Source organism: Runella sp. SP2 (assembly GCF_003711225.1).
In the GTDB taxonomy this organism is placed as follows: Bacteria; Bacteroidota; Bacteroidia; order Cytophagales; family Spirosomataceae; genus Runella.
The window spans coordinates 724,499-749,862 of the sequence record NZ_CP031030.1 but is presented as its reverse complement, the minus strand read 5'-3'; the positions used below and the strand labels follow the sequence as shown (position 1 = coordinate 749,862).

Genomic DNA, 25,364 nt, shown 5'->3' with positions numbered 1-25,364 from the left:
AATCAATTTACTAGGTTTAACATACCAAGATTACACCTACCAACCTACGTATCCTTCAGGAGTAATACCTTTCAGACGTAAGTAACAAATTGCTTGTCCACGGTGGTGAATAATATGGTTTTCCATGGCGTAGAAGAAACGCCACGCTTGAATTTTTCCACCTGCATACCCTTCGTGACGAGCAAGTCGTTCGGCGGGAAGTTCGCCAACTACCTTTTCAACCCACGCGTAAAAACCCTTCATTTCGTCGATGAGTTGGTTTTTTGATAGTTTTTGCCAATCATTTTTGGCGTCGTAAGGGTTGGGAATATCGAACCTTCCCGCAAATTGCATGGCAGTAAACACAATACAGTGCACAAACTGCCCACGAAAAGTCATGGCTTCGGGGGTATAATGAAAGTCCAAATGCTCTTCGGGCATTTGCCCAATAATCGTCAACGAATAGTCGAGCGAACGGCGCCAAGCCACGCTAAACTCTTCTTGAAACTCTTTTAACTCTTTTTTGGAACGCTCTTGCCCCAAGACGGGGAGTGTTCCGCCTACTCCAACTAAAGCACGAAGTGCAGTCTGACGATTTATTTTTTTTGCCATGAGGGTTTTAACTCGAATCTAGAAATGGTTTTTATTAACGTTTTACAATCATATACGGAACTCTCTGTCTAAAAGTCACTTATAAGACACTATATTTTTAAATACGCTTTATCACTCTTTAAAAAAGCTACCATTGGTAGTTGCTAAAAAAGCTTCAAATGGTATCTCTTCTTGTTTGATAAATCCCTGCTGCGGCAATGTGCCATCGGCAACCATCTCTACCACTGCCGCCACCGAAGCCGCCGTTGTCCACGAGATAGCCCGCCAATGCACACCATCTATTTCGATGGGATGATACGCCCGATAAAACTCTTCGCGCGCAAGTCCCTCTGCCTGCCAACCTTCCACGACGGCATATACATAGACCACGTCTTCTTTGACGGGTGGTTTGGCCGCGGTCAAGATTTCTTCCAGCTGCTGACGGTTGTTTTTCATAATTAGTTCGTACAGCATAAAACGCATCAGCTTGGCGTGACCTGGGTAGCGAATCGTCTTGTAGTTGAGGGTATCGACTTTCCCAAGGTAAGTTTCACACATGGTTCCTAGCCCTCCCGACGTGCTAAACGACTCAAACTCCTGCCCTTCGATGTTAATGACTTCGATACCATCCAACGACGACACCATTTTGCGCTCGCCGTTATGAATCACTTCAGCGTCGTTGATGTATTCGTTGATGACCCCCGCAGGCGACCACGTAAAAGAATACCCCAGCAACCCATTTGGGTACCTTGGCAATGCTCCCACCCGAAGCTCAATATCACGCAAGCGCTCAAAACGTTTGGCCAAATCAGCTCCCACAATTCCAATTAACCCAGGTGCCAATCCACATTGCGGTGCCATCACAGCACGGTGAGAGTGGGCCATTTCTCTGATTGCCGTTGTGGTAGGAACATCTTCGGTGAGGTCAAAATAATGAATACCGTTTTTAAAGGCAGCCCGCGCAATCGGCAAGTTGAGGTTGTAGGGCATACACGATACAACGGCGTCAAACTCCGACAAGGTACGTTCAATGAAGGCTTCGTCGGTTACATCGCCTTCAATCACCTCAAAAGCAAAGCTTCGGCTAGGCTTACGCTTATCTAGACCTTTGACATTAAAACGCTTGTGGAGCAAAGTAGCCACCAATGAGCCTACTTTCCCCAAGCCAATGATTAATACATTTTGCATGGTAGTTTGTTGATTTTTGGAATGAAACTGGGAAGAAAAAGAGTCACCCACAGAGGGGCTTTAACCTTGCTCGTTATGGAACAAATGAACAAGCGCTACGCAAGTAGGCAAGTCGAGCGAGGTATTTTTTGAGGTCAGGATTCATCGTAAAGCAAATGTAAAAACCCTAGCCTATTTTGGCAAGGGAATGTTAAAAATATCTAAAGAACTCGGAATAGATTCTGGGGTATCTAAACGGAATTGACTATATTTTCGTTACTTTGCAAGCTATGAATACCAAACGTTGGACATTCCGAACAACACTTTCAGAATCGCAACAAATCCAAGCGGAAGCCCTTGCCAAATCCATCAATGTCAATCCATTTTTGGGACAACTCCTTGTGCAACGTGGGATTAGGACTTTTGATGAGGCCAAAAACTTTTTTAGACCTTCGCTCGCTCATCTCCATAACCCTTTCTTAATGAAGGACATGGACAAAGCCGTGGCGAGACTATTACGTGCTTTTGAAAACAACGAAAAAATCATCATTTATGGAGATTACGACGTGGATGGCACGACATCGGTGGCGCTCTTCTATGGTTTTCTCAAAAAATACTACACACAGCTCGAATATTACATTCCCGACCGTTACACTGAGGGCTATGGGGTTTCGTGGCAAGGAATCGATTATGCCGAAGAACAAGGGGTTAAGCTCATTGTGACCCTCGACTGTGGCATCAAATCGGCCGATAAAGTAGCCGAAGCCCAACGTAGAGGCATCGACTTTATCATTTGTGACCACCACCGTCCCGACCAGCACCTTCCTCCTGCGGTGGCCGTTCTTGACCCCAAACGCGATGATTGCCCTTATCCTTATAAAGAGTTGACGGGTTGCGGCGTCGGGTTTAAACTCCTACAAGCCCTTTGCGAACAAGGAATGGGTGATGAAGAGGTCTTGTATCAACAGCTTGATTTATTGGTCGTCAGCATTGCCGCTGATATTGTGCATATTACGGGCGAAAACCGTGCGTTGGCCTTTTTTGGCCTCAAAGAACTTAATAAACACAAACGCCCGGGCATCAATGCGCTCGTGGCGCTGGCAGGACTGCGCAACGAACTCGACATCAACAGTGTGGTTTTCGGACTGGCGCCACGAATCAATGCCGCTGGGCGGATTGCGCACGCCAAAGAGGCGGTTCGACTTCTTTTGTCAAAAGACAAAACAGAAGCCGAGGCATTTGCCCAAGAAATTAATCAGCACAACAGCGACCGCCGAAATTTTGACACCAGTATTACCGACGAAGCCTTGAACATGATTCGTGAAGACGAATGGATGCTGTCGGCCAACAGTACGGTGCTTTATAAGGAAGATTGGCATAAAGGCGTTGTGGGAATTGTGGCGAGTCGCTGCATTGAACATTTTTTCCGCCCAACGGTTATCCTGACCAATTCACACGGCAAAGCGGCGGGTTCGGCACGCTCCGTCCCAGGATTTGATGTGTATGAAGCCATCGAAGCCTGCTCCGATTTATTGGAACAATTTGGGGGACATACCTTTGCCGCCGGGCTTTCATTGCCCGTTGAGAACGTTGATGCTTTTCGCAAAAAGTTCAATAACATTGTAACTGAACGTATTCGGCCAGAGCAACTTACACCGTTGATTGAGATTGATATGGATTTGGATCTCAACGCCATTACACCCAAATTTTACAGCATCGTCAAGCAGATGGCTCCTTTTGGCCCTGAAAACATGACGCCCGTATTTGCGAGTCACCAAGTGAGGATGAGCGGAAATCCGACGTTGATGAAAGAAAAGCACTTAAAATTGGAAGTGTTTCAGCCCAGCCCCCAAGGCCCCACCAAATACACCGCGATTGGCTTTGGCATGGTCGATTTTTACCCAAAACTTATGTCGGGCAAGCCATTTTCAATCGCTTATACCATCGAAGAAAATACGTTTCGCGATAAGACGACGTTACAGTTGTATTTGAAAGACATACGATTTGAAGAAGGTTGAACAGAAAATTATGATTCTCAGAACAGAAAATTTGATAAAAAAATACGGTTCACGCCTTGTTAACAACAACGTCAGTTACCAAGTTGGGCAAGGTGAAATTGTTGGATTGTTGGGGCCAAACGGCGCAGGTAAAACGACATCGTTTTACATGGCAACGGGGCTTGTCAAACCCAACAGCGGCCATGTGTATATCGACGATAAAGAAATCACCGATTTGCCCATGTACAAACGTGCGCGTTTGGGCATTGGCTATTTGGCGCAAGAAGCTTCTGTGTTTAGGACCCTGACCGTCGAAGAAAACATCATCGCCGTCCTTGAGATGACAGACCTGAGCAAATCCGAACAAAAAGCCAAATGTGAAGAATTATTAGAGGAGTTTAGCCTTACGCACGTCCGCAAAAACAAAGGGATGGTACTGTCGGGTGGTGAACGGCGGCGGACGGAAATTGCGCGTTGTCTGGCCGTTGACCCTAAGTTTATTTTGCTCGATGAACCATTCGCTGGCGTTGACCCCATTGCCGTCGAAGACATTCAGACCATTGTCTCAAAATTAAAATTCAAAAATATCGGTATTCTTATCACCGACCACAACGTATCCGAAACCCTCTCCATCACCGACCGTGCGTATTTGTTGTTTGAAGGTAAAATCTTAAAACAGGGAACTCCCGAAGAACTTGCCGCCGACCCACAAGTGCGTCGTTTGTATTTAGGACAAAGCTTTGAATTGAAACGCAAACTTCAAGATTAATTATCACTAAACTAAGCTACTTTATGGAACAACAACCTACTACAGCCCGCGCCGCCTTAAAATGGGGTGCCATTTCAGGAATTGGTTCAATGATTTTTAGTACCCTTATTTATGTAACTGGACAAGTAACCAACCCTGGCCTTGCTTGGATGGGAATTATCATCCCAATTCTTGCGATGGTCATGGGCATGAAAGAGTTTCGCGCCCAAAATGGTGGTTTTATGTCTTATGGCCAAGGTCTTGGCATCGGCACGTTACTGTCGGGTATTGGTGGTTTCTTGGCAGGTGTTTACAACTATATTTACAACGAATTTGTGGATCCTACTTTACGCCAACAAATTCTGGATAAAACCAGAGAAGACCTAGAAAACCGTGGTATGGATGATGCCCAAATCGACGCTGCGATAGAAATGAGTGCCAAATTTTCAACGCCTGGCATTACTTTCGCGCTTGGTATTTTTATGGCCATTCTTATAGGATTTATCATTTCATTGATTGTTTCAGCAATTATGAAAAAAGATAAACCCTTTGATTTTGAATAAAAAGACCTCGATTCGTAATTCTTCATTCCAAATTCGTAATTAGTTAAAAATGTTTGCCATTTTCCAGAAAGAAATCAACGCCTTCTTTAGCTCGCTTACGGCCTATATCGTCATGGCAGTATTTTTAACTGCCGTAGGGTTGTTGATGTGGGTGTTTCCTGATACTAATATTCTGAACTACGGTTATGCCGATTTGAGTTCTTTTTTCAGCCTCACCCCCTTTGTGTTACTTTTTCTTGTCCCTGCCGTTACGATGCGGTCGTTGGCCGAAGAATTTCGCAACGGGACGATTGAATTATTACTCACTAAGCCCCTGAGCGACTGGAACTTAGTACTTGGCAAGTTTTTAGCGGATTGGGTATTAATCATTCTCACCCTTGCTCCTACCCTTTTGTATTATTTCACGGTGTATCAACTGGGCAATCCTGTAGGCAATATTGACGCTGGGGCAGTATTTGGTTCTTACATTGGGTTGTTGCTGTTGGGCGCGGTTTTCGTCGCCGTTGGTTTATGGACTTCATCGTTGAGCGACAACCAAATCGTTGCTTTTGTACTTGGTGTTTTTGTCAGTTTTTTACTTTTTGCGGGCATAGGTGCCGTGGCCAAACTTGATTTTTGGGGTTCTTTGTCGTATCCCATTTCGTGGATTTCGCTCGACCAACAATACGCTGATTTGGGGCGTGGCTTGGTTGACTCCCGCAACGTGATTTATTTGGTAAGTGTCGCTGCGTTATTTCTTTGGCTCACACAAGGGCAAGTACATCGAAAAAGAAAGTAATTTTTTGTAAAAATCATACTTTAAACTTCCCGAAAGTGAGCCTACTTTCGGGAAGTTATTTTAAATACCCCCCTCATTATGTGGCACATTTGGATTGATACAGGCGGTACTTTTACCGACTGCCTTGCGCTTACTCCTTCTCAAGACCTTCTCCGAACCAAAGTACTTAGTAGCAGCTTTTTACGAGGTAGAATTGAACAAAAAGTAGCCTCTCATCAAGTCCAAATTTCCTCGTCTTGGGCATTTTCCCCTGAATTAATTATTGGTTTTTCCTTCCGAATCGTTGGCCAAATCGACTTTCTCCACATAACGGCGGTTGAAGGCAATATAATAACGCTTTCCAATGACCTCGTTTGGGAGGGAGAGGCCGTCGATTTTGAAATTACAACCCACGAAGAAGCACCTGTATTGGCGACAAGGATTGTGACGCAAACGCCGCTCGATGCCGCTTTTCCACCCTTGTCGATGCGGCTTGGTACGACCAAAGGCACCAATGCGCTTTTGGAGAGAAAAGGTGCGAAAGTCACCCTTTTTGTGACCAAAGGGTTCAAAGATTTACTGCGAATCGGGACGCAACAACGTCCCAATTTGTTCCAAATTGCCATTCCAGACCCAACGCTTTTGTACCATCAAGTAGTTGAAGTTAACGAACGACTCGATGCTTCAGGAACTGAAATAGAAGCACTGACACTGCCTGTTTCAAATAAAAACGCTGGTGAATCCATCGCTATTTCTTTCCTCAACAGTTATCGAAACCCAGCACACGAACAAGCTGTCCAACGTCATTTTTTTGCACAAGGCCACCGCTATGTAAGCACTTCGACCGATTTATACGCGGGGATTAATTACCTTAAACGTACCCAAACAGCCCTCGTCAACGCTTACCTACAACCGATTCTTTCGGATTATTTAAACAACATCACCGCCTCTTTTCATCAAGAAAATAGTGTCCATTCCAATCATTCGGTCAAGGTAATGACCAGTGCGGGAGGCTTGGTAAGTGCCGAAAGTTTTCAGGCCAAAGACAGCCTCCTAAGCGGTCCAGCGGGCGGAATGGTAGGCGCGGCGGCAATCGCCAAACGCCTTGGTTTTGAGCGCTGTTTGACCTTTGACATGGGTGGCACCAGTACCGATACCGCTCGTTTTGACGGAAAATTGGATTTAGAATTTATCACCAAAATCGAAGGTATCGAACTCCACAATCCCACCCTCGCTATCGAAACCGTGGCGGCTGGTGGTGGTTCCATTTGCGGATTCGATGGGCATCAACTACGCGTCGGCCCCGAAAGCGCAGGTGCTTATCCTGGGCCTGCTTGTTACGGTGCAGGAGGTCCTTTAACCATCACGGACGTCAACTTGCTTTTAGGCAAACTCGACACCTCTCGTTTTGGGATTCCCGTTCGGGTTGACAAAGCCAAAGAAGCTCTTCAAACCATTCAGCATCAGATTTTTACAAAAACCCAACAAGCGATTTCGGAAGAAGAATTGCTGCGGGGATTTGAACAAATTGCCAACGAAAAAATGGCCGAGGCCATCCGTCGAATTTCGGTAGCCAAAGGTTTTTCACCCAAAGAATATCCCCTCCTTACCTTTGGAGGAGCAGGTGGGTTACACGGTTGCCAATTGGCCGAAATTCTCGGTATTTCAACCGTTATTCTTCCCTACGATGCAGGGCTTTTAAGTGCCTACGGAATGGGACAAGCATCTGCCCAACGCATTGTTACTCAACAAGTACTTTTACCTTTAACCGAAATAAACGAGTCGCTTTTTACCCGTTTGAACCACCTCACTGAACAAGGCACTCAGCTTCTCCAACAAGATGGAACGGAACTTATTGACAAAGAAAATGCACTCGCTTTGTTGTATCTACGTTTCAAAGGCCAAGAAAGTACGATAGAGGTAGCCGTCCCCGTGCAGAAAGCCCTTACTTTAGACGAAATTGAAGGACATTTTTACGATAAATACCGCCGTTTGTTTGGTTACTGTCCCAACAACCTGACCATCGAAGTAGAAAGTGTCAAAGTTGTCGTTTCGGAAAAAGCGGCCAGCCAAGCAACAACCGAAACCGCTCAATTACAACAACTTGCCAGTCCCATTCACCAAGCAAAATACCCCGCTTATGACTGGAATCAATTGAACCCAGGCGATTACTTTTCGGGACCTGCGGTGTTGCTCAATACTACTTCTACCAGTTTTATCCCCGAAGGATGGCAAGCCGTCATCACGCCTACTTCCGACGTCGTAGTCACTTTGGTAGAAAAACGGAATAGTATCGTTGACGCCCAAATCGAAGCCATTGAATTAGAACTATTTACCAATCGTTTTATGGCGATTGCGGAGGAAATGGGCGCTCAATTGCAGCGAACGGCGTTCTCAGTCAACGTCAAAGAGCGCCTTGATTTTTCGTGTGCATTGCTAGATGCCGATGCCGAGTTGTTGGTCAATGCCCCGCACATTCCTGTGCATTTGGGGAGTTTGGGCGTCTGTGCGCGGCTGGTTCGGGAAAAAATCAACATTGGCGTAGGCGATGTCATCATTACGAATCACCCCAAATACGGCGGCTCTCATTTACCTGATGTTACCCTTCTGTCGGGCGTTTTTACCCCTACGGGAGAACTTATCGGCTATGTCATCAACCGCGCTCACCACGCCGAAATAGGCGGAAAAACACCAGGCTCTATGCCTCCCGACGCGACCTCGTTGGTGGAAGAGGGAGTCGTCTTATTGCCAACGTATTTGGTAAAAAATGGTGAAATGCAGTGGGAAACCGTTACCGAATTATTCACCAATTCTCCCTACCCTACCCGTGCTTTGACCGAAAATATTGCCGACATCAACGCCGCTTTGGCTTCCCTGCGCTCGGGCGAATTGGCGCTCCAGCAGCTGGTCGAACAACACGGTTTGACGAAGGTGCATCGGTATATGAAATTACTGAAAAGCAACGCTTTTGAAGCCCTCCAACAGGCTTTTTTACCCTATAAAAACCGCGTATTTGAAGCGTCCGAATCGCTCGACGATGGGCATACGATTCGAGTTTCAATACAGCCTAACTCAGCAGGGGGAATCATATTTGACTTTACGGGAACATCAGATTGCCACCCTAACAACCTCAACGCCAACGTCTCCATCATTTACAGCGCCATTTTGTATGTACTCCGTTTGCTGGTCAACAAAAACATCCCGCTTAACGAAGGTTTAATGCAAGGTGTGGAAGTTCGTTTACCAGAAAACAGCTTTTTACATCCCATTTTTAGCGATGAAGCCGCTGAATGCCCTGCCGTCGTAGGGGGCAATACCGAAGTCAGTCAACGGTTGGTGGACAGCCTGCTCAAAGCCTTTGAATTATCGGCATGTAGCCAAGGAACAATGAATAACTTTTTGTTTGGAAACAGTGCCTTTGGTTACTACGAAACCATCTGCGGCGGTACGGGTGCAAGCCAAGGTGCCAACGGGCGTTCTGCCGTTCACCAACACATGACCAATACCCGCATCACCGACCCCGAAGAACTCGAACGACGCTACCCTGTTCGTCTCAAAAACTTCGCAATTCGGGCACATTCAGGCGGGGAAGGGCGTTGGAAAGGCGGCGATGGAATTGTCCGAGAAGTTGCTTTTTTGGCGCCGTTGCGCGTAACGCTCATCACCCAACACCGCGTTGTCACCCCTTACGGATTGGCAGGAGGACAAAATGGCAAAGTAGGCCAACAAACCCTGACTCGTACCGACGGAACGCAAGAAGTATTGGCGGGGATTTGCAGCATCGAAGTCGATACGGGCGATACACTTTGCATCGAAACCCCAGGGGGCGGCGGCTATGGCGATTAAAGAAAAAGTGCTAAATTTACCCAAATCAATCAACAGGAAGACGAAGCCCAGGTTTTCGAGTTCCTCATGTTTTACTCATCCGCTCATCAAGTGCCACTGAATCAAGATAATATTCGCCTCGTTTTTGGACTAAAACTAAAACAACTTCGCCTCGACAAATCACTGTCTCTCAGCGACTTGTCGCAGCGTACGGGGCTTTCTATTTCTTACATCAACGAAATTGAAAAAGGGAAAAAATACCCTAAATCCGATAAAATAATTGCCCTTGCCCGCGCCCTCGAAGTTGAGTATGATTCATTGGTTTCGATTAAACTCAGTAAAAAATTAGAACCTATTTCGGAGCTTCTTCAGTCGAATATCCTCACCGAACTTCCCTTAGATTTGTTTGGCATCGACCCCGCCGACTTGCTCGAAATGCTCTCCGACGCTCCCACGAAGCTCAGTGCTTTTATCGGAACCCTGATTGAAATTGCCCGCAATTACAACATGTCGGTGGAGCAGTTTTATTTCTCGGCTTTGCGTACGTACCAAGAGATGTATGACAACTATTTTGAGGATTTGGAACAAGAAGCCGAGCAGTTTTTAGCCCACTACCAAGTCCCCGAAGAGTTGATTTTGAACGACAAATACTTGGCAGATTTGTTGGTTAAAAACTACCCCTACGAAATTCAGTTTATCGACGAAAAAAAATACCCCGAACTCATCGGTATTCGGTCAATGCTCGTTCCACGAGGAGACAAATTGCGCTTACTGGTCAGTCCCCAACTCGACGCCAACCAGCGTGCTTTTATTTACGGTCGGGAATTAGGCTACCAATACATGAAGCTCAAGAACCGCCTCAATACCACGCACTTAGTGGAAGCCGAGTCGTTTGAGCAACTTCTGAATAACTATAAAGCATCGTATTTTGCGAGTGCCATCATTATCAAAGGGAAAGTTCTGGCTCAAAAACTAAGTCACTTTTTTGACCAACCCCAGTTTGACGGCGAAGCACTCGTACAACTCATTGACTACTTCCACAGTACCCCCGAGTCTTTCTGCTATCGGCTGAGCAATATCCTTCCTAAGTACTTTGGTATCAGCCAATTGTTCTTTTTGCGTTTCAATAATTTTGCGGGTCAAAATCGCTTTGACCTCACCAAAGAAATGCACATCGCGCGCAAACACAACCCCCATACCGTACGCGACGAACACTACTGCCGCCGTTGGGTAGCGTTGACGATTTTGCAGGAACTCGCTGATTTACAATCTAAAGGGCAATATCATCATACGTTGTGCCGAATGCAGATTTCGCATTACATGGACACCCAAGACGAATACTTTGTGGTGGCTTTTGCCAAGCCGATGTCTCCAACCCCCAACCTCAACGTGAGTGTTTCGATGGGTATTCGTTTGGACAATAATGTACGGGCAAAGATTAAGTTTTTGAACAATGCTGACATTCCCAAACGTGAAGTCAACGAAACCTGCGAGCGTTGTCCTTCGTTTGACTGCAAAGAACGGATGGCAGCTCCCACTGTACTGCAACGCAAACGCAAAAATGAAGCCATCCGCAAAGCCATGCTTCAGCTAAGCGGGGAAGCCTAATAGTTCATTTTTAACCCAAAAAGCTATAAACGGAGAAGACCATCGACCATTTCCAGCTTGCGGTCGGCCAAGTCAGCGAGGTGTTCGTTGTGGGTTACAATCACAAACGTTTGGCGCAATTCGGTACGAAGTTTAAAAAAGAGTTGGTGCAAATCTTCAGCATTTTTTGAGTCTAAATTTCCACTTGGCTCGTCGGCAAACACAATGGCAGGGTTATTAATAAGCGCCCGCGCCACGGCTACCCGCTGCTGCTCTCCTCCTGACATTTGCGAAGGTAAATGCTGCATACGATCTTTGAGCCCCAACATTTCTAACAATTCAGCACCACGGTTTTTAATGGTAGCTTCGGGCGATTTCCCCCCAATGAAGGCAGGCATACACACGTTTTCGAGGGCCGTAAATTCGGGAAAGAGGTTATGAAACTGGAAAATAAAGCCAATTTTTTGGTTTCGGAAGGCCGCTAACTCTTTCTCTTTCAACGCAAAAACGTCGGTGTCGTCCATCCAAACTTGCCCGCCATCGGGTCGGTCGAGGGTTCCTACAATTTGAAGAAGCGTGCTTTTTCCCGCCCCCGAAGCGCCTACTATCGTCACCAGTTCGCCTTGATGAATATCGAGGTCAATTCCTTTTAATACAGGCAGATTACCATAATTACGAACGATATTGCGGGCTTTGAGCATGAGAAAATTCCAGTTGTGTATCTATTTTCAAAAAACAAAGTAGCTGGCTGCCATCCATAAAAACAAGCCGACTTAGAAATTTATTTGTAACAACTTAGTCCATTTTTTGCGTTTCTTTGGCATTGAATCTTCAAATGCCATGATTGACTTTGCTCACCTTGTATTTTTGGAAGTGGCCAAACAGCTCAACTTTTCTAAAGCCGCCGAAAAGCTGTACTTATCGCAGCCTTCGGTGAGCAAACACATTAAAAACTTGGAAGGTGTCTATGGGGTTGCATTGTTTGAACGTAAAACCAACGGCATTAGTCTGACCGAAGAAGGCCATATTTTAGTTGATTTTCTGACCAAGGCTCATCAGTTAAACCAAGAGTTACAGTTTGAAATTTCGACTCTACGTAACCAATCGGACGCCAAAGGTGCGCTCGTCGTTGGTGCGAGCACGACCGTCGCGCTTTATCTAATGCCGCGTATTTTTTCTTCTTTCCGCCAAGCATTTCCCAATATTCAGTTACAACTTATCAATCGAAACTCGGACAATATTTTAAAAGCCCTTCTCAACCACGAAGTCGATGTGGGCATTGTGGAAGGAACCCACAAACTTAGTTCGGTTTCTTACCAATTCTGGCTTCGCGATGAGGTAGTGGCCGTTTGTGCCTCCAATAGCCCATTAGCAAAAACAACCACCCTGTCGTTGGAACAACTCCTTCATACGCCCATTGCGGTTCGCGAAAAAGGCTCAGGAACGCTCGCTGTTGTGGTTGATGCCTTAAAAAACAAAGGGATTGCACTTCCCCAATTGCCCATTCAAGCGATCATCGGCGGAACGGAAGCGCTTAAAAATTTCATTTTAGAAAATGGCTCGTTGGCCTTCCTTCCTCAATTATCTGTCCAAAAACAACTTGTAAACGGGGAGTTAACCAAAATTGAAATTCCAGGCTTGAACATTCACCGTGATTTTTACATCGTCCAACGCCAAGGGGATGAAAACCACAAACTCACACGACTGTTCATCAAACATTGCCAGCAGGGTATCAACTTTTAGAATACCCCATCAAAAATCTGACTTTCCAGAGCGAGGTTTAGCACATTAGTTTTGCAAAAAAACAACCACCATGCTCCTCTCCCACACCTCCGTAAGTCGGGTTGCTGCGTTGCAATGTAGCCATTGTCAGAAAGTCTATTCTGCCTCTACTATTGCTACCTTTTCGCCCTGTTGTCAAAAACCTTTGTGGGCTACTTACGACTATTCGGCGCCTTTGTCTCCTTCCTTGTTGGCAACTCGCCCCAATACGCTTTGGCGTTATCGTGAAATGCTTCCCGTTTTTGATGACCAAAATATCGTAACACTCGGCGAAGGTGGAACGCCCATATTGCCATTACAGAAATGGGCAAGTCAGTACGGGTATAAACAATTGATTCTCAAAGACGAATCCAATAATCCAACGGGGTCGTTTAAGGCAAGGGGCTTGAGCATGGCCATTTCAAAAGCCAAAGAATTTGGCGTCGAATCGTGCATCATTCCCACCGCAGGAAACGCAGGGGGCGCTATGGCAGCCTATTGCGCCCGTGCGGGTATCAAAGCAACCGTAGTCATGCCACGCCACACGCCTCAGGTGTTTAAAGACGAATGTGAATTGTACGGAGCTGAACTTGTTTTGGTCGATGGCCTCATCAACGATTGCGGTAAAAAAGTAGCCGAAATGAAAACTCAAAACGGTTATTTTGATGTATCGACCATGAAAGAACCGTATCGGTTGGAAGGGAAAAAAACGATGGGGTACGAAATTGCGGAACAGTTAAACTGGCAATTACCTGACGTTATTTTATATCCTGCAGGCGGTGGAACTGGCCTGATTGGCATTTGGAAGGCTTTTTTTGAGCTTAAAGCCCTGGGCTGGATTGCGAAAGACGCCAAACTTCCGCGTATGTACGCCGTTCAAGCCGAAAACTGCTGCCCCGTCGTTAAAACGTGGGAAAATGCGCAGCCCAATGCCACTCAGTATCAAGGCAAAGCTTCGTTGGCCAACGGCTTGGCAGTGCCTCAGCCCTTTGCCGAAACGTTGATGCTGGAAGTAATGCGAGAATCTGGTGGTTGCCCTGTCGCCGTTTCAGACGCTGACATGGTCGCTGCCGTGAAAGAAATCGCTCGAACTGAAGGTTTACTCATTGCCCCCGAAGGAGCCGCGCTTTTTGTTGCCCTTCAACAATTGACGGCAGCCCAGCAAATTCAACGTTCAGAAAACATACTTTTGTTGAATACGGGAAGTGGCTATAAATACCTTGAAAACTTTATTTCCTAAATATTTCACTTAACGCAAAGCTGCTTTAGGTCCTCGACTTCCCCTAGAAAAACATTGTAGTCAACCGTACCGCGAATGCCATTGACGTAGCCACTTTTTGAATGTTGCCAAAAATGAATGCGGGCATCGTCGTAACGGTCGAGGGTCCAACCCGAATAATCGGCAATCCAAAGGGGATAATTGTCCAAATTTCCTTTGATATAGCGGCGATAGAAGTCGGCGTTGGTATAAATGATGGGGCGAACACCGTAGTAGTTTTCGGCCAACCGAAGCCACGTAGCCACGTTGGCAACGACTTGTTCGCGGGTATAGACATTGGTTCCAATTTCAAAATCAAGCACAGGAGGCAAATCGCCTCGCTTTAGTTTTACCATTTTTTTGAAATTTTCAAACTGCGGCTCTGGTGCTTTCCAGGGAATGTAAAAATGATACGCACCACGGTACAAGCCCACTTCATCGGCTTTTTGCCAACTGGTTTTGAAATCTTTGTCCATCAATGACGTTCCCTCGGTGGCTTTTATATAGACAAATTGCAGGCGAATGTCTTCAAACCGCATCGCACGAAGATCGTTCCAATTGATGCGGCCGTTGTGTTTTGAGATGTCGATACCGTGGATTTGAAATTTCATCGGCAAACGAATCCCTAATTTCGACACATGTCTCCATTGATTGATATTCAGGCGGTTATAATACCAAATTCCTCCGCCAATCAGCACAAGAAGCCCCACCAAGATGGCCCACCCAACGGGCGGAAGGGGGCGTTTTTGGGGTGTAGATGATGTTATTCGACGCGTCATAGCGGGCAAAAGTACAAACAAATCCTCAATCCTTCAGTGGCACTTCGGCCACTTCGGCGTCTGGGTCGTTCAATTTTGATTCGTCGATGAGCGATAAGGGAACCTCAGCAGACAGTCGTTTGGGCGTTGGAATTTGACTCAAAAAAAACAACACCAACCCGCCAGCTATGCCCAAATACATGTTTTTGCCCGTCAAAAAATAAGCAATCAGCGAAAACAAAGAAGCTCCTTCAAAAAAGGCATATTTTACCAAAATGGTACTTTGATACGTGCGAAGTTTATCGGAAAGTGGGTCATTTTCTTTCAACTTTTTCAATGTACTTTTTGACAAATACCACCCAAAAAAAGGCATTAAAATCAAAATTGGTATCAAATATTGAAAGATTTCACCCAATTCAGCGTTGTTTTGCATCACTTCTTCTTGGGTGCTCCTTAAAAAAAAGAAGACAATTCCCGTTCCCACCTGTCCTAACAACATGACTCCATAAATCAACATCAAAAGCTTGAAATATTGACTACTGGTCAAGATTTTCACCTCCATAGTTTCGATGAGTTTTTCTTTAATTAATTTTCCCTCAAAAAACAGACCAAACTATTTCGCGTTTGGCTGCCAGCGCCACAAATAGCGGCAAGCCATGGTGCGGTGCGGGCGCCACTGCTCGGCAATTTCGTGCAATTGTTTGTACAAAGGTCGTCCTGTTTCGGTCAGTTGATACGCTTTCACCATTTTTTGACGTATCACCAAATCATCCACGGGAAAAACATCAGGACGATTCATCACAAACATCAACAGCATCTCTACCGTCCAGCGCCCAACGCCTTTGATAGGAATTAAATAATCAACGATTTCGTCGTCCGTCAGCGTGTCCAAATGCGCATAATCCATGCCTTTTTCGAGCGAAAACGTAGCCACATTACGGAGATAATTGATTTTTTGAAACGACAGTCCTGCACTTCGTAGTTCTTCGTCGGTTTGGGCTAAAAGCAGCTCAGGATGTGGATATTGCTCTGGAAATAAAGCCCTAAAACGGGCAAAAATCGAATCCGCAGCTTTGACCGAAATCTGCTGAGAAACAATACTTTCCAAGAGTGCCAAGTACAAATCTTTGTTCCAATCCGTTTTCTTAAAAGTAGAGGTAGCTTCAATAATAGACGCCAAAGTAGCATCCTTGCTAGATAGATAATTTTCGGGCGACATTGGGTAAAGTGTAATTTATTCGAAAGATAATCAAAAAGGTGATTCAGAGAAACGTTAATTTTGGCACATTACTTTTTTTATTGAAAATGACAACCACCACGTTCTTACATACCCCCATTGAAACCTCAGCAACCTATTTGCTGACTGATAGCCGTCAATTGGTGTTTCCGAATCAGACGCTCTTTTTTGCCATCAAAGGGCAGCACCACGATGGTCATCACTACCTCGGTGATTTGTACCAAAAAGGCGTACGGCAATTTGTGGTCGAGCAAAAAGCCCTCACCAACGCCCTTACCGACCAATTAGAAAGTTTTGAAGATGCCCAAATCTGGGAAGTTGACAATAGCATCAAAGCCCTCCAAGAGCTCGCCAAACGCCACCGCACCCAGTTTGAGATTCCAGTGGTTGGCATTACGGGAAGTAACGGAAAGACCATTGTCAAAGAATGGTTGAGCCAGTTGATGAGCAACGATTTTCGGATTGCCAAAAGTCCCAAAAGCTACAATTCACAAATTGGGGTTCCGCTTTCGGTGTGGCAACTCAATGAAAATCATACGCTTGGGATTTTTGAGGCGGGTATTTCGCAGTCGCACGAGATGAAGGCTTTGCAAGAAATCATCCGCCCAACCATCGGTATTTTTACCAACATTGGCTCCGCCCACGACGAAGGCTTTCGGAGTCGAAAACAAAAAGCGACGGAAAAACTTCGGTTGTTTACCCAAAGTCAACAGCTGATTTATCGGGCTGATTATGCCGACATCGACGAAGAAATAAAACTGATTCTCAAGCCCGTTAACCCCAATTGCGAATTAATAAGCTGGGGAACTTCGGAGAGCTGTACCGTTAAAGTAGATTGGCACAAAGACGCTGCCCAGACGTATATCGTGATGAAGTCGGAGATCAGCAAGTTTGACGACCAACTATTTTCGGTGCCGTTTACCGACGATGCCTCGGTCGAAAACCTCGTTCATTGTTTGATTCTGATGCTTCAAATGGGCATTCCTTCGGGCGAAATCCGTCAGCGAATTTCCCGTTTAAAGCCCATTTCGATGCGCCTCGAACTCAAAGAAGGCGTCAACGAATGTTATTTGATTGACGATACCTACAACAACGACCTCGTTGGGCTAAGCATCGCCCTTAATTTTCTGGGCCAACAAGAACAACGCCCGCACAAATGCGCGATTCTCTCTGATTTGCTTCAAACGGGACAAAAAGAAGAAGAGTTGTACGCCCAAATCAATACCCTTTTGCAACAAAAAGGGGTAGAAAAACTCGTTGCCATTGGTGATGCGTTTGCCCGTAATGCGCACCTAATCAGCATCCCTGCCGACTTTTACCCTAGTACTTCGGAGTTTTTGGGCAGCTTAGATACCAATGCTTTTAGAGACGCGATTGTGCTTATCAAAGGCGCTCGCCCCTTTCAGTTTGAGCGAATTGTCAACCGCCTACAACAGCGCGTTCACGGAACGGTGTTAGAAATCAACCTCGATGCCCTTACCCACAACCTCAATTTTTACCGAAATCGGGTGGGCAACGATACCCGTATTATGGTCATGGTGAAGGCGTTTGCCTACGGAAGTGGTAGCGCCGAAGTGGCACAATTACTACAGTTTCACCGCGTTGACTACTTAGCCGTTGCCTACACCGACGAGGGAGTCACGCTTCGCCAAAACGGGATTGAGCTTCCCGTCATGGTGATGAACCCATCGCTTTCGACCTTCGATAAGTTGTTGGAATTTCAGTTGGAGCCCGAAATTTATAGCCACAAAATTTTGGCCGAATGGCTCGAATTTATCACCGAAAAACCATCGGCGGCACACTTGCCCATTCACCTCAAACTCGATACGGGAATGCACCGCCTTGGGTTTACCGAGGCCGATTTACCTCGCCTCATCGAGCGGCTGGCGCAGTATCCTGCCTTAAAAGTGGCATCCATTTTCAGTCATTTGGTGGGGGCAGACGAAGCCATTCACAACGATTTTACACGTCTGCAATACGAGCGTTTTGTGGCAGGTGCTGCACAGCTTGAGGCGGCGTTGGGCTATCGCCCGCTGCGTCATATTCTCAATTCGGCGGGGATTGTCCGTTTCCCCGATTATAAACTTGACATGGTTCGGCTGGGAATTGGGCTGTACGGCGTGGAGGTCAATCGTCAAGAACAGCGGTTGTTGCAACAAATTGGAAGATTTAAAACGGTCGTATCCCAAGTAAAACATTTACCCGCAGGCGAAACCATCGGTTACAGCCGAAAAGGTGTACTGGAAAGGGCTTCCTCAATTGCCACCATTGCGATTGGCTACGCCGACGGCTACGACCGTCGTTTTAGCAAAGGGGTTGGAAAAGTGCTAATTAATGGTACTCTGTGCCCCGTGGTTGGTAACGTCTGCATGGACATGACCATGGTGGATATTACAGGCGTACAGGTAGAAGAAGGCGATGAAGTCATTATTTTTGGGCCAGAACTTCCCATTTACACGCTTTCTGACCAAATCGGCATCATTTCGTACGAAATCCTAACGGGGATTAGTGAACGCGTCAAAAGGGTATTTTATAAGGAGTGACAAGAATTAGGAAGGCATACATTACAAGGGTATTCAACAAAAGCCTACATTTATTTTTGAACACAAAGAATCTATTTTAATTTAAAAAACCAGTTAATGAATATTGTATTTTGCATCAACCAGTTAGGTCTCGAAGGTCTTGGAAGTACCCTAATTTCACTTTTAAGGAACTGTTCAAATAGTTCAGAAATTACATTTTGGTTCTTATGTTCCGAAATGACGGCAGAAGATAAAAAAAACATCACCACACTTCTTAGTATTGAAAAATTTAATGGGCAATCAAACTTCATAGATTTTGATGCAAAAAAATCATTTGGTCATCTTCGTTCTTTACACGGCGATTGGACGACTTATGGAAAACTATTAATCCCACAAAAAATCAATGGAGAAACTGCTTTATATTTAGACTCTGATTTAATCATAAAACTTGATATATTAACTCTTAAAAATATCAAATTTAATGGAGAACTTTTAGGTGCTGTTTATGGGGGGCATATAGAAAAAGCGTTAACCCACAATTTTTTTATCCAAAAACTAAATTGGCACCCTGAAACTGGCAACTTCAATGCTGGAGTTTTAGTATTTAATATAAAAACTTGGAAAGAAATGAATATTGATTTCACATGGCCAAGTCTTGCTCTAAAATATTCAAACTATTTTTTAGATGCTGATCAAACATTATTAAATTTACTTTGTAAAGGAAACTTTCTTCATTTACAAAGCCATTTTAATTCTATATGGTTTCCAAATGCTATTAATCCTTTCACAGAAGAAGAAAATGCAATTTTTCATCTTGTAGGTTCTCCCAAGCCATGGGATATTACAGGTTCTTTACTCAATTCTGGGTTTAAAATATGGAAAAAATATGATGATGATTTTTGGAAAAGTAAGTATAATAAAATCACTATAAATAAACTTAAAAGAACTTGGAATATTCGCAAGAGTATTGCTAGGCATTTTGTAAGCAAATTCATCTACAGAAAAATAAATTAACTCATGATGAAGTAAAATTGTAGAATTTTAAAAGATTCTACAATTTTACAAAAAGCCTATTTCTTCAACTTCCGTTTAGCTACCCCTTCAAACGTCATTTTTACGTCTTTGATGGTGCCATCTTCGTTGAAATACAGGTGGTCGATGCAGACAACGCGGTGGTCGCGGTCTTTATTGGGAATAGGACGACGGTGGTAAACGATGTACCAATCGTCCGTTTTTGGAATATTAATCACCGAATGGTGGCCTGCGCCCGTTGCTACTTTTTCGTCGGCAACCAAAATCGTTGATTTTTTCTCAAAAGGCCCCCAAACCGAGTCCGCTACGCCGTACGCTACTTTGTAGGTGCCGTTTGTCCAGCCTCCTTCCGACCACATCAGGTAATATTTCCCATTCCTAATAAACATAATTGGTCCTTCTACGTAGCCTTTCGGCGTAATTTCTTTCACCATTTCGCCATTTTCCAGCGGCATAAGTCCCGTAAAATCATCTTTTAGCTTGGCGATATTGCAGCGCCCCCAGCCACCATAAATGATGTAATATTGGCCATCTTTGTCTTTAAAAACAGCTTGGTCGATGGGCTGCGCTTTGTTGTAAAACTGATTAATGAGCGGTTTGCCCAAATAATCTTTGTACGGCCCTTCGGGACGCGATGCCACCCCAATGCCAATCCCACCGATTTTATCGTCTTTATCGGGATTGTTGGCTCCAAACCCTTTTCTTTCCGAACTTTGAATGTCATTGGCTGCAAAAAACAAAAAGTATTTGTTGTCTTTAGGCACAATACAAGGCGCCCACATCGCCATTTTAGCCCACTTGACGGCCGAGGTGTCGATGATACGCGGGTGTTTTTCCCAGTTAACCAAGTCCTTTGACGAAAAGGCATCCAAAAACACTTGGTCTTTGTATTTGGCCGAAAAAGTTGGAAAAATCCAGTACTCTTTCCCCAAAATAACTGCTTCTGGGTCGGCATACCAGCCATCAAAAATGGGATTTCCTGAGGTCTTTTTGGGAGTTTGTGCAATAGCAATGTTGGATAAGACGGCGGCAAGCACGACAATTGCCACCTTAAATTTGGAAATAGAAATCATGGAATGATGTTTAGGATTCGGCGCTAAAATTAGGGGATATTCGTCGGTAATCAAAAATACCATTAAGAAGGTATTTTAAACCCATTTGTGGCTTTTTATGGTATGTACGCCAATTAACTCCATTCTGATGACGCCCAATCGCCTTGTTTTGATCCTTCTATTGGTCACCCTATACTCCGTCGTTCGGGGGCAAAAAATGCCCGCAACCCTCTTGATGGACGCCAACATATTGACCCATAACCAGCAATTACGCAAGGCAGGAAACCCTACCCTCGCCGCCGCCTATCGGCAGTTGGTGCAGGAAGCCGACCAATTGGTGAAAAACAACAAGGTGTATTCGGTGATGGACAAAATCCCGTTGCCGCCGAGTGGCGACAAACACGACTATATGTCGCAGGCGCCGTATTGGTGGCCCGACCCTACCAAAGCGGACGGGAAGCCCTACATTCGCCGCGACGGAGACCGAAACCCCGAAATCAATGGCATTACCGACCACGACCATTTTGATAAACTCATGGCCGAATCGGAGTTATTGGGGTTGGCGTATTTTTATTCGGATGAGGAAAAATACGCCGAATTGGCGGCAAAACTGCTCAAAACGTGGTTTTTGAACCCTGAAACCCGCATGAACCCTCATTTGAACTACGGACAGGGGATTCCTGGAATAAACAACGGGCGCGGCATTGGCATCATCGAAACCCGCGAGCTGGGCAAAGTCTGCGACGCGTCGGCGCTGTTGGCAGGCTCCAAACATTGGGACGTGGCCGCGCAGCAGGGGATCAACAAATGGTTTTCGTCGTACCTAGAATGGCTGATGACCAGCGAGTTGGGCAAAGACGAAGCCGACGAACACAACAACCACGGGACGTATTACGACGTGCAGCTCGTGGCCCTTGCCTTGGCGTGTGGCCGCCGCGACCTGGCCGAAAAGCAGCTCGCCGTGACCAAAGAACGGATGGTAAGCCAATGGAAACCCGACGGCAGCCAACCGCACGAGTTGGCAAGAACTCTGTCGTGGAACTATACCAACATGAATTTGTGGGGATTTATGACCTTGGCGCGGCTGGCCGAACACCTCCGCATCGACCTTTGGACGTACGAAACGCCCGACGGGAAGGGAATTCGGAAATGCGTTGACTTTTTGGTGCCTTTTGTAGAAGGGCAAAAAGCGTGGACGTACCAGCAGATTAAACCCAAATCGTACGAACACAGCGCGGCTATTTTTACGTTGGCCTCCCAAAAATACCACCAACCAGCGTACCTAACCCTCCTCCCCTCCGTAAAACCCGAAGGACGAAACGCGTTTATGCTTCCGTTGCTACTCGGCACCGACTCCAAAGGGTAACCCAAAATGGCACGAGCGTCCTACTCCAAAGAAGCAGAACCGAGGTTTTGAAATAATGTACAAAATGATTTGGAAATATAGACAATGCCAAATATCTTTGATGTAGGCTGTATGTCATTTCAAATATCAAACCTTATTCCTATAATGAAACTATGGTTCATTAGTTTTATTAAATAATAAAAATGGCTACTATATATTTTAAAAAAATAATAAAATTAGCTAAGAGGTTTCCAATAATATCCCTCTTCTCTATCTCTTTTTTGGTTTTTTTATTTGACGTTTTTTTTAGTAGTAAATCAATTTCTCTTGAAGCGCTTTGTGAAGCATCTAGAATAGCAATAATGAGGCTCAGTGAAAACGGTTGGGTGGAGATTGTTTGTTCAATAGTAATATATTGGATTCTAGAAGAAAAAATACGAAATATTAGCGATATACCTATAGTAGCTGATGATGATGATTACAAGAAAATACTTGATCAATTTCATAAAGAAACAATTTCAAAAATTACCATTGTAAGTGAAACAATGGAAGAATTTTTGAATGATGAAAAAGATGAAAGAAAATTTAAAGAAGCTATAGAAGAAGCTTTAAAAAAAGTAAAAAGTATCGACATACTACTGCAACATCCTGATACATTTGTTTTTGAGCAAAGAGAAAAAAGTTCATCTCAAGCAGTAAAACCCATTTATGATAGGTTGAAAAAAAATATCTACTTTCTTTCATATTTGATTGGCTCTGTCGGTAACAATAAAAACAAAATTAAGGTTAAACTATATCGAACTTCGGCAAGAATAGTATTTACACAATGGGATAGCCAAGCTTATTTTAGTTTGCCAGGAAGTGATAAAAAGAATTACTTGGTAAAAACAACGACACCCTTATTTGAGACTTTTGAAAAGTATTATAAAGAATTAAATGAATCAGCATCAACAATGCTCATTGATGATTATCTTTACTTGACGATTGGTGAATTAACAAGTACTACAAATACTGGATTAACAGATACTACAAAGATTGAAAATCTTTATTGGGGTGCAAATCTAAACAATGAAGATTTGCCAAGATTTATAACATTTAGTAGCGGTGGGAATCAGCTCGATTATTTTGGTAGAAATGAAAAAAATCTTAACATTGTCATTGTACATAACAAAATTTCTAATAGAGGTCAGATCAAAAAAATAGATATAGAAAATGATAGATCTAAATATGACTTTGCTCAAAAGCAAATCCAAAAAAATTACCCTTATACTAATCTTGATAAAGTTAATAACGGAATTTATGAAATAGGATACTTCGAAGAGCAAAACAAAATCGCCTTGCGAAATAAAAATGAAATATGTAAAAATTTGAAAAAATACTCATGTATTTTTGTTTCTTATAACCAGTACGATATTTTGTTAAACAAAAAAATAAAAGACTATTTACATAGTACTTCATATTGTTTTGATAATTGCTTAGATATTGATGAGTATGACAAAAAACAAATTTCAACTGATAGTAAAAAAAATGAACCCAGAAAAAGGCTCCTTTCGATTTACGATCTCTATTTTAATCCTACCTTTGTTTTAGAAAGAACTTGCATTGATAAATACTTTAAAAATAGTTATTCTGATGAAAAAGAACGTAATTTTACAACTTTAGATACAAAAATTGCTCAAAGCAATGGTGAAATCAAGTCGCATCTTGAAAATTTGGATAAGTTAATAAACTACGTTATAGAAGATGATTTTCGCAGTATAAATTTCGACAAGGAGTACTGTCAACCAGATTCTAAGTTTACTATTTACGTTCATTTAATTCGAAGTGAAGTTAAAAATGAAAACCCTACGTTTACAACTGAAGAATACGACAATAATAATAACTACGATTATCAAGTAACCCATCTTATTGACAGAAAAAATATTTTTGGAGGCCATGAAAGTATAGAAGTTGAGTGCAAAGGCGAAAGGGCTACCACTTCGTATCCATTTCTTTTAGAAAATCCAATGGATACCATTTTTCGTCGTACAAAGAATGTTGATGGTGTTTATAATATAAAAAAACACAAATTTGATTCAATTAGATTCGATTCAAGCATAACTGAGAAAGATTCCAATAACTCTGGGTATAGAGATGTTTTAGTTATAGAGTTTAAGAAACAATAATTAATTCAATGTCAAATTACAATCTTATAGGTTATTCACCTTTAATGTTAGATGTATGTGCGGAATGTAAATTAAAATTCCAAGATTACATTTCCTTATTATCTGATTATAATCTTCAAATAGGTGGAAGACTTGAGGTAAAAACTACATCTGATTTTAATAATTGGATAAAATTGTTTACTGGTGAATCCTTAGATTTACTCTTAAAGACGAAGGGTTACTTTTTGGGAGGTGGAATTTTAGCATCATTTGCGGCATTTTCTACAGATTATCAATTTGAAGCTTCTTTAACTATTTTTGATAGCTATAACTGCTCTCTAATTAAAGATATATTTTACAATGAACTTTACACTAAATTTTTTAATTGGAATAAATTAACAGTTTTTGAAGGCTGTATAATTTGTTTATCATTACATCATGCAGATGCTCCTGAAAGAACTTTCATAGTACTCAAAAACATATATAATACTAATGTTTTTAAGCTTAGTGGTCAACTCAACACGCTTACATGGATTAGCATATTTGAATTAAATGATGGTTTTTTTTTCATAAACTTGCCAGAAATATCTAAAAATAAGTATCCTTTCATAGTAAGTTTAGGCGATAAAGATTTACTAAATGATAAAATAAAACAACTTTTATTTTCCTTAGTAGAATCAGGATGTCTAAAATATTTATTTGGAAATGCAGATGAGTTTAAAAAAATGTTTTCAAAAGAAGATTATGAAGACTCTGTTTTTTTTGAATATATGAGGCTAGAATCTGCTTCGTGTTGTACCATGTTTTTAATTACAAATGGAGAAAAAGGTATGGTAGCTATTTACAATGGCTCACTATTTTATGAGCCAGCTACACCTAATATAAATATTGTAAATACTAATGGAGCGGGAGATGCTGCTGCAGGTGGATTTATTTCAACTTATTTAACTACTAATGACATATCAAAGTCATTATCATTTGCACGTGAGCAGGCTGATAGAGTATTATCAGTTAACTCCCCAGTTCTTTAATCGAGTAAAT

General features: G+C 43.5%; 20 protein-coding genes. 13 read left to right on the top strand and 7 right to left on the bottom strand.

What is annotated here, in order from left to right:
• Window positions 1–36 precede the first annotated feature (36 nt).
• Both DTQ70_RS02985 and DTQ70_RS02980 read right to left on the bottom strand, forming a co-directional pair.
• Complete coding sequence (locus DTQ70_RS02985; protein WP_122929432.1) at window positions 37–591, bottom strand: DinB family protein; 555 nt, start codon at window positions 589–591, stop codon at window positions 37–39.
• A gap of 111 nt (window positions 592–702) precedes the next feature.
• Complete coding sequence (locus tag DTQ70_RS02980; protein ID WP_122934250.1) at window positions 703–1,758, bottom strand: saccharopine dehydrogenase C-terminal domain-containing protein; 1,056 nt, start codon at window positions 1,756–1,758, stop codon at window positions 703–705.
• A gap of 269 nt (window positions 1,759–2,027) precedes the next feature.
• Between DTQ70_RS02980 and recJ the strand changes: the two genes are divergently transcribed.
• From recJ to DTQ70_RS02950, 6 genes are all read left to right on the top strand, one after another.
• Window positions 2,028–3,755 carry a single-stranded-DNA-specific exonuclease RecJ gene (recJ, locus tag DTQ70_RS02975; RefSeq protein ID WP_122929431.1) on the top strand — a complete coding sequence of 576 codons (1,728 nt, stop codon included), beginning with the start codon at window positions 2,028–2,030 and terminating at the stop codon, window positions 3,753–3,755.
• Window positions 3,756–3,765: 10 nt separating this feature from the next.
• Complete coding sequence (gene lptB, locus DTQ70_RS02970; protein WP_122929430.1) at window positions 3,766–4,503, top strand: LPS export ABC transporter ATP-binding protein; 738 nt, start codon at window positions 3,766–3,768, stop codon at window positions 4,501–4,503.
• 23 nt (window positions 4,504–4,526) lie between these two features.
• Window positions 4,527–5,045 (top strand): DUF4199 domain-containing protein, encoded by a 519-nt coding sequence (locus tag DTQ70_RS02965; RefSeq protein ID WP_122929429.1) that lies wholly within the window; start codon window positions 4,527–4,529, stop codon window positions 5,043–5,045.
• A 49-nt stretch (window positions 5,046–5,094) separates the two neighbouring features.
• Window positions 5,095–5,823, top strand: a complete 729-nt coding sequence (gene gldF, locus DTQ70_RS02960) for a gliding motility-associated ABC transporter permease subunit GldF (RefSeq protein ID WP_122929428.1) — start codon at window positions 5,095–5,097, stop codon at window positions 5,821–5,823.
• 78 nt (window positions 5,824–5,901) lie between these two features.
• Window positions 5,902–9,648, top strand: coding sequence for a hydantoinase B/oxoprolinase family protein (locus DTQ70_RS02955; RefSeq protein ID WP_122929427.1), 3,747 nt, complete (start codon window positions 5,902–5,904; stop codon window positions 9,646–9,648).
• Window positions 9,649–9,714: 66 nt separating this feature from the next.
• Complete coding sequence (locus DTQ70_RS02950) at window positions 9,715–11,235, top strand: helix-turn-helix domain-containing protein (protein WP_229600060.1); 1,521 nt, start codon at window positions 9,715–9,717, stop codon at window positions 11,233–11,235.
• Window positions 11,236–11,258: 23 nt separating this feature from the next.
• Here DTQ70_RS02950 and DTQ70_RS02945 read toward each other — a convergent pair whose 3' ends face one another.
• Window positions 11,259–11,915, bottom strand: coding sequence for an ABC transporter ATP-binding protein (locus DTQ70_RS02945; protein WP_122929426.1), 657 nt, complete (start codon window positions 11,913–11,915; stop codon window positions 11,259–11,261).
• A 139-nt stretch (window positions 11,916–12,054) separates the two neighbouring features.
• On the opposite strand from DTQ70_RS02945, the gene DTQ70_RS02940 reads away from it, so the two are divergent.
• Together DTQ70_RS02940 and DTQ70_RS02935 are read left to right on the top strand one after the other, a co-directional pair.
• Window positions 12,055–12,957, top strand: coding sequence for a LysR family transcriptional regulator (locus tag DTQ70_RS02940; protein WP_122929425.1), 903 nt, complete (start codon window positions 12,055–12,057; stop codon window positions 12,955–12,957).
• A gap of 70 nt (window positions 12,958–13,027) precedes the next feature.
• Window positions 13,028–14,215: a threonine synthase gene (locus DTQ70_RS02935; RefSeq protein ID WP_122929424.1), complete on the top strand. Its 1,188-nt coding sequence runs from the start codon at window positions 13,028–13,030 to the stop codon at window positions 14,213–14,215.
• 5 nt (window positions 14,216–14,220) lie between these two features.
• Here DTQ70_RS02935 and DTQ70_RS02930 read toward each other — a convergent pair whose 3' ends face one another.
• Genes DTQ70_RS02930 through DTQ70_RS02920 form a run of 3 tightly spaced genes read right to left on the bottom strand, consistent with a single transcriptional unit; the run spans window position 14,221 to window position 16,210 of the window.
• Window positions 14,221–15,012 carry a glycoside hydrolase family 25 protein gene (locus DTQ70_RS02930; RefSeq protein WP_122929423.1) on the bottom strand — a complete coding sequence of 264 codons (792 nt, stop codon included), beginning with the start codon at window positions 15,010–15,012 and terminating at the stop codon, window positions 14,221–14,223.
• Window positions 15,013–15,037: 25 nt separating this feature from the next.
• Complete coding sequence (locus DTQ70_RS02925) at window positions 15,038–15,553, bottom strand: hypothetical protein (RefSeq protein ID WP_122929422.1); 516 nt, start codon at window positions 15,551–15,553, stop codon at window positions 15,038–15,040.
• A gap of 51 nt (window positions 15,554–15,604) precedes the next feature.
• Window positions 15,605–16,210 (bottom strand): DNA-3-methyladenine glycosylase, encoded by a 606-nt coding sequence (locus tag DTQ70_RS02920; RefSeq protein WP_122929421.1) that lies wholly within the window; start codon window positions 16,208–16,210, stop codon window positions 15,605–15,607.
• An 86-nt stretch (window positions 16,211–16,296) separates the two neighbouring features.
• Here DTQ70_RS02920 and DTQ70_RS02915 point away from each other — a divergent pair, with 86 nt between their 5' ends.
• Both DTQ70_RS02915 and DTQ70_RS02910 read left to right on the top strand, forming a co-directional pair.
• Window positions 16,297–18,771 (top strand): bifunctional UDP-N-acetylmuramoyl-tripeptide:D-alanyl-D-alanine ligase/alanine racemase, encoded by a 2,475-nt coding sequence (locus tag DTQ70_RS02915; protein ID WP_122929420.1) that lies wholly within the window; start codon window positions 16,297–16,299, stop codon window positions 18,769–18,771.
• A 96-nt stretch (window positions 18,772–18,867) separates the two neighbouring features.
• Window positions 18,868–19,764, top strand: a complete 897-nt coding sequence (locus DTQ70_RS02910; protein ID WP_122929419.1) for a glycosyltransferase — start codon at window positions 18,868–18,870, stop codon at window positions 19,762–19,764.
• A gap of 56 nt (window positions 19,765–19,820) precedes the next feature.
• Here DTQ70_RS02910 and DTQ70_RS02905 read toward each other — a convergent pair whose 3' ends face one another.
• Entirely contained in the window at window positions 19,821–20,855 is a 1,035-nt protein-coding gene (locus tag DTQ70_RS02905) for a glycoside hydrolase family 43 protein (protein WP_122929418.1), read from the bottom strand.
• Window positions 20,856–21,051: 196 nt separating this feature from the next.
• Here DTQ70_RS02905 and DTQ70_RS02900 point away from each other — a divergent pair, with 196 nt between their 5' ends.
• The 3 genes from DTQ70_RS02900 (at window position 21,052) to DTQ70_RS02890 (ending at window position 25,354) form a co-directional block, all read left to right on the top strand.
• Window positions 21,052–22,200 carry an alginate lyase family protein gene (locus tag DTQ70_RS02900; RefSeq protein WP_164489830.1) on the top strand — a complete coding sequence of 383 codons (1,149 nt, stop codon included), beginning with the start codon at window positions 21,052–21,054 and terminating at the stop codon, window positions 22,198–22,200.
• Window positions 22,201–22,382: 182 nt separating this feature from the next.
• Window positions 22,383–24,344 carry a 2OG-Fe dioxygenase family protein gene (locus DTQ70_RS02895; RefSeq protein WP_122929416.1) on the top strand — a complete coding sequence of 654 codons (1,962 nt, stop codon included), beginning with the start codon at window positions 22,383–22,385 and terminating at the stop codon, window positions 24,342–24,344.
• 8 nt (window positions 24,345–24,352) lie between these two features.
• Window positions 24,353–25,354 carry a PfkB family carbohydrate kinase gene (locus tag DTQ70_RS02890; protein WP_122929415.1) on the top strand — a complete coding sequence of 334 codons (1,002 nt, stop codon included), beginning with the start codon at window positions 24,353–24,355 and terminating at the stop codon, window positions 25,352–25,354.
• Window positions 25,355–25,364: the final 10 nt, after the last annotated feature.